This window comes from Methylobacter svalbardensis, assembly GCF_037671525.1.
GTDB lineage: Bacteria > Pseudomonadota > Gammaproteobacteria > Methylococcales > Methylomonadaceae > Methylobacter_A > Methylobacter_A svalbardensis.
Genome location: NZ_JAWPOH010000123.1, coordinates 1 through 4,863, shown reverse-complemented (window position 1 = coordinate 4,863; position 4,863 = coordinate 1). Strand labels below are relative to the sequence as shown.

Here is a 4,863-nt window from a genome sequence, read left to right as displayed (position 1 = left end):
TAGCATCAAAGCAGGACTCAATCAATTCGAGGACTTTGGGTTCGTCGGATAGTTGATTTAAGGCAGCGTTCAGCAGTTTGCGCTGGTGATGATCTAATTCACGGATTGCAGTAATTAATTGAAAAAACTCGGCGTTTTTCATGATGATCTCCAATTGAAAACCTACATGGCTTATTTTATGAAAAAGAAATAAAAAATTCCATAGTTAACGATGACATAGCCTTTTTTTAAGCCTTAAATCATTGATAGGTTCTTCAGGAGAATGCGATGGATGAGGTGGTCGTGGTATGAATGGAAGATTAAATGAAATAAGAAAATCCTTTATTTTTATTAAAAATAAAATAATAAATAAAGTTAAATATGATTTGTATTTCACCAATCTAGTGTTTGAAAACTCAAGAATATATGCAGGAAAAGGCCACTTAAATATTAGCAACATCTCACTTAATGACAATATTACGTGTACCCAGCTATTTCTAGTATATTTAGAAAAGGTATCAGAAAATTTGAAAGCGAATTCTGTGTTTGGATCATATCTTTCTGGTTTTCTTGTTATTTTTTTTCGAAGCAGTTCAAGATTCTTATTAAGTTTTTCTGGTGTCATGCATTTGTAAAATTAAACTGAAGTTATAAGGCTATGCATTGCGTACCATTCTCCAGGCAGCACTTTTAGTTCGTAAAGGGCGGTGTATTAATTCATCTGAGCGTCCGCAGTTGGCACATTGCTGCTATTCGCGACGGTCGGCACTCGACCCACGACGGCCACTCGGAAGTTGCGTTGTTAAGTCTGTGGGTTCTTTCACGTTAAAATACGATCATCGCTATAAGTCCGCCGGCAATGCCTGAAAGCACAACGCCGACCACAATCACGAGACGGGTCCGCAAACTAAAGGTGCGGCTGAGCATGGCCAGCGAAGGCAGGCTAACAGCCGGCAGCGTCATAATGAGCGCCCCAGCAGGGCCCGCGCCCATACCCAAAGCGAACATTGCCTGCACAATGGGTACCTCTCCAGCCGTGGGTATGACGAACAGCGTACCCGCTACCGCCATTGCAACGATCCAGAATATCCCATCATGAGCACCAAGCACCGGGAAAAGCCAAGCCCTTGCGGCTCCAAGCAGAAGTACGAGAATAAGATACTCGGGTAAGAGTTTGATCGCGAGGGCCATGAATTCCTGGCCCCAGCGTGTCAAAAGGCTGCCTTTTAAGGCCTCAGCCTCAGGCGACAAACCCTGTTCGAGCGAAACAGCTTCACGCTGGTCGCCATAACGCTCTGCTAAATAAGCAACCCCAAGCACCATGGCAATGCCTAACACAACCCTGAACAGAGCCCACCCCCACCCCAGCACGAACCCCATGAATACCAGAGTCGCAGGATTCAGCACCGGGTTTGATATCCACCAAGACACCACACTGCCAACCGATGCGCGGCTTTGACGCATGCCGACAGCCACGGGGGCAGCGCAACAGGTGCACATCATGCAGGGAATGGCAAAAAGGCTACCTAGTGCGACGCTCTTGAAACCTAGCCTGCCAAGCGCCGCGCTCACCCACTGCGTCGGCAGAAGCACCTTGATGCCGGAACCCAGAATGAGTCCTAGAAGAAGCGCCTTCCAGATTGCCTTGCTATAGTCTATGGCGTAGTCCACAGCCGCGTTCCATGATACAGGCGGAGCAGAGACGGAATTCCCCGAAAGAATCGAGTCGCCGATGAAATGATGACTCTGGGCGAGGAAGGCCTTAGCGTAATAGGGCATCCATTTAACATAGGCGAATCCGGCAATGGCCACGAGGGTAAAAATCATCGTACCGGCAAAAGGAAATAGGCGTTTTTCGTTCATTCTGACTTGCATGGAAAATCCTTCGCTTAAGGCAGTGTTCGCAATTATGATTATGGCTCGAAATTATAAGCTATTGGCTGAACGCACGGAAACGCATAACACCTATCAGTTTAACGAGAATGTCCAATACGTCGTTCCGGCAGGGATTCACGTCAGGCTATCCTGCCTGACGCCCTTCGGGTTAATGCAAATCTGTTCCAGACAGATTTGTGCCGGAATCCAGAAGCCAGGGATGGCAAGACCCTGATCACATCCATGTGTCCTCGGCAATTGCTCCATGCATTGCTTTACCTCCTGCATCCTTGCAGTCGTGGATACCGGCAGTCCATGCCGGTATGACGTGCTATTTAAGCAAAGTGATAGGTGGTAAGACGGAAACGGCGAATTGAAACAGTTATTTCGTTGCCCGATAGGAGGGTGTCCTGAATTTTGTGTAAACGGAGTTTATTAATGGTTCGGCATTCGATCGTCAAATTGAATACTAAACCGATTCAAAGCAGCTTTCCAGTCATGTAAAGGCATGGAGCAGTTTTCTACCCACCTCCTGCATAACCCACAGGGATGTGGGGAATGCAGATTTTGCATGGAGCAAAATATCTGCCTTTGCAGTCGTAAAGCGCCTACTTTTGGTGCTTGCGCTGGCAGGCGGAGCCTGCACTCCGGCTATTGGCGCCTTGCCCAAGTTATTTCGTACATATTCCTTACTAAAATCTTCTTCATCTAATCCGCTCGCCGCTTCATATTTTCTATTTTGTTGTTATGTTCTGCATAAACTCTGCAATCAATGGGGTCGCAATCAATGGGGTCGCAATCAATGGGGTCGGATTGATTTCCATTGATTTCGACCCCATTGATTTCATGCTGGTGCTTGCTGTCTGGGCTTTGGAACGATCAAGCGAACAACATGAACAAATGGTGCGCAAGGAAGAAAGTAAAGAAAGCGCTGTAACCCTGCCCCTCTATATTGAGATCGGCCAAGCGTCTTGGTATGGCCCCGAGATTTCAAGGTCAGGAGACCGCCAGCGGCGAGATTTTCGATACCAAAAAGATGACAGCTGCCCATCCAAGCCTGCCTCTGGGAACAAAGGTCGAAGTAATCAATCTTGAGAAACATAAGAAAGCCGGGGTCAAAATCAATGATCGCGGCCCTTTTGTAAAAGGTCGCGTTATCGATCTTTCACGCGCAGCCGCTAAAAAACTGGGCATGGAAAAAAAAAGGCACGACCAAGGTTAAAATCGTAACTAAAGCCGTCAAAAAGAAAATCTCCCAAAAAAAAACTTTTAAAAAGAAAAGTATCCAAAAGGTAAGCGGTTGTCCTTGATTTAAATCGCTGGCGAATGAAAAACTGCCATTTTTTCAATTTGCATATCCCGATAAGTATAAGGGATACCGCCCTTACCATATCCGGATTCGCGCAATCCTGCAAAGGGCATCCAGTCGACCCGGAAGGCGGTGTGATCATTGATCATGACAGCGGATGCCGCCAGATGTTTATAGGCATAGAGGGCCGTATCGATGTTTTGTGTAGCGACTGCTGCCTGAAAGGCATACGGCAGGGAATTAGCCCGATTGATCGCATCATCAATTTGGTCGTAATCGTAGACGCAGATTACCGGGCCGAAAATTTCCTGTCGGCTGACCTTGCTGTGTTCCGAGGGATTTAATAACACAGTGGGTTGATAAAGCGCATTTGATAAGCGCTTGCCGCCGGCCATGAGCGTCGCTTTTTCCTGCAAGGCTTCATTAACCCACGTTTCGATCCGGTCGACTTCGCGGTGACGAATCATCGGGCCGACATCGGTTTTGTCGCTGGAGGGATCGCCTACTGTCATGTTTTCCGCCAACGAGGCTAATCGCTCTGCAACTGCCTGGACAATCGAACGATGCCCATAAACACGCTGCACAGAGACGCAGACCTGTCCGGCATGATAAAAACCGCCTTTTGCCAATAGCGGCAATATGTTATCGAGATTAGCGTCTTCGGCCACGATGACAGGTGCGGCCCCGCCATGTTCCAGAACACAGCGGGTACCCGGCGCCAGTTTCGAACGCAGCATCCAGCCAACTTTGGCGCTGCCGATAAAACTGAAAAAGGCAACGCGCTTATCGGTTACTAATTGCTCGGCAACGGCCGTATCTTCGGTAACCACCGGCTGACACCACGCTTTAGGTAAACCGGCCTCATGAATAATTCCAACCAGTGCAAAAGCTGACAGCGGTGTTTCCCTGGCGGGTTTGATAATGACCGGGCAACCGCTGGCAATGGCCGGGCCTACCTGATGCACAATTAAATTTAACGGATGATTAAAGGCGCTCACGGCAACCACAGGCCCGATAGGTTCTCGATGCGTAAAGGCCAAACGGTTCATCGAGGCTAAGTTAAGTTGCATGGGGATTTCCGAACCGTGTTCGGTACGGATACAGTCAATACAGTTTTGTATGCCTGCTATGGCCCGCATTAGTTCAATCTTGGTATCTTGATAAGGCTTGCCCCCTTCAGCAATGGCGAGTGCGATTAACTGTTCAGCGCGTTCCTGCATGAGTCGTGCGGTACGTTCCAGAATAGCGATGCGCTCATGTGCCGGTAGCCAGGACTGACGATCACTAAAAACCGTAGTCATATTTTGTAATGCCTGTTCGACACCGGCTGCGTCAACGGTTTCGACAGAACCGACTTGTTTGCCGTCATAAGGCGAGAAAACTTCGAGGATACCCGCCGGATGTGCATTAGGAACCTGTATTTGAAAATGCATAGTGATTTCTCCTTTGTTTAAGCCTTATGACAGCTAATACTCGATGTTCAAGTTTTTAAGCTTAGAAATACAGCCGGAAAACGGGTAAGCTAATCAGTGTAAACTGCCACGTATTTCAACACCATGTTGATGTACGAGCCGGCACACTTTATAAAATCGTTTGTCACTGATTTAGATGCAGCCCTGGGAAAGCTAAAGTCCAATGCCAGGCTGACGCACCTACAAAAGACTTGGCTAGGATTTTGTTTAACGGGGATGTTACTGACC

The 4,863-nt window shown here is 47.8% G+C and carries 4 protein-coding genes; 1 reads left to right on the top strand and 3 read right to left on the bottom strand.

Going from position 1 to position 4,863, the window contains the following annotated elements; genetic code table 11:
* Window positions 1–205 precede the first annotated feature (205 nt).
* On the bottom strand, window positions 206–604 hold the full coding sequence (locus RW114_RS19860; RefSeq protein ID WP_340124473.1) for a hypothetical protein: 399 nt from the start codon (window positions 602–604) through the stop codon (window positions 206–208).
* 200 nt (window positions 605–804) lie between these two features.
* Entirely contained in the window at window positions 805–1,854 is a 1,050-nt protein-coding gene (locus RW114_RS19855) for a permease (RefSeq protein WP_340124472.1), read from the bottom strand.
* A 976-nt stretch (window positions 1,855–2,830) separates the two neighbouring features.
* Between RW114_RS19855 and RW114_RS19850 the strand changes: the two genes are divergently transcribed.
* Complete coding sequence (locus RW114_RS19850; protein WP_340124471.1) at window positions 2,831–3,076, top strand: septal ring lytic transglycosylase RlpA family protein; 246 nt, start codon at window positions 2,831–2,833, stop codon at window positions 3,074–3,076.
* 89 nt (window positions 3,077–3,165) lie between these two features.
* On the opposite strand, the gene RW114_RS19845 is transcribed toward RW114_RS19850, so the two are convergent.
* Complete coding sequence (locus tag RW114_RS19845) at window positions 3,166–4,596, bottom strand: aldehyde dehydrogenase family protein (protein WP_340124470.1); 1,431 nt, start codon at window positions 4,594–4,596, stop codon at window positions 3,166–3,168.
* Window positions 4,597–4,863: the final 267 nt, after the last annotated feature.